At 73.4% G+C, this 728-nt stretch carries 1 protein-coding gene; it reads right to left on the bottom strand.

The window, feature by feature from the left end; translation table 11 throughout:
- On the bottom strand, positions 1 to 728 hold a 728-nt coding region (locus tag ACFFRH_RS44340; RefSeq protein WP_386164222.1), incomplete at both ends, for an SDR family NAD(P)-dependent oxidoreductase.

Raw genomic sequence — 728 nt, 5'->3', positions numbered from 1 at the left:
GTCCAGCCGCTCGGGGGTGAGCGCGGTGATCACACCGTCGTCCAGGACTCCGGCCGCGTGCACCACACCACTCAGCGGCTGACCGGCCGGAATACCCGCGATCAGCCCGGCCAGCGCCTCCCGGTCACCGACGTCGCACGCCGCGACCTCGACCGTGGCACCCAGCTCGGTCAGCTCCGCCACCAGCTCGGCCGCCCCCGGCGCCTGCGCACCACGACGGCTGACCAGCAGCAGCTGCCGCACACCGTAGGCCGTCACCAGATGCCTGGCCGCCAACGCGCCCAGGCCGCCGGTTCCTCCGGTGACCAGGACCGTGCCCTGCGGACCGAACACCGGAGCGCGATCCTCCTCGACCGGCGCCACCACCGTACGCACCAGACGCGGTATCCACACCGCACCGGCCCGCACCGCGACCTGCGCCTCACCCGAAGCCAGCGCCTGACCCACCGTGCCCTCGTCGAGGGACTCGGTGTCCACGTCCAGCAACACGAACCGGCCCGGCTGCTCGGCCTGCGCCGCCCGCACCAGACCCCACACCGCCGCCCGCACCGGATCCACATCCTCGGCCTCGGACACCGCCACCGCACCCCGCGTCACCACCACCAACCGCGAGGACGCGAACCGCTCCTCGGCCAACCACCCCTGCACCAGCCCCAACACCTCGTGCACCCCGGCCGACACCTCGACCAGCACACACTCCGCGACCCCACCATCCAGCGAACCGGCCA

Source organism: Streptosporangium vulgare, assembly GCF_042428775.1.
Lineage (GTDB): Bacteria > Actinomycetota > Actinomycetes > Streptosporangiales > Streptosporangiaceae > Streptosporangium > Streptosporangium vulgare.
The sequence above is the reverse complement of the archived record's forward strand: the minus strand, read 5'-3'. Positions and strand labels throughout refer to the sequence as shown.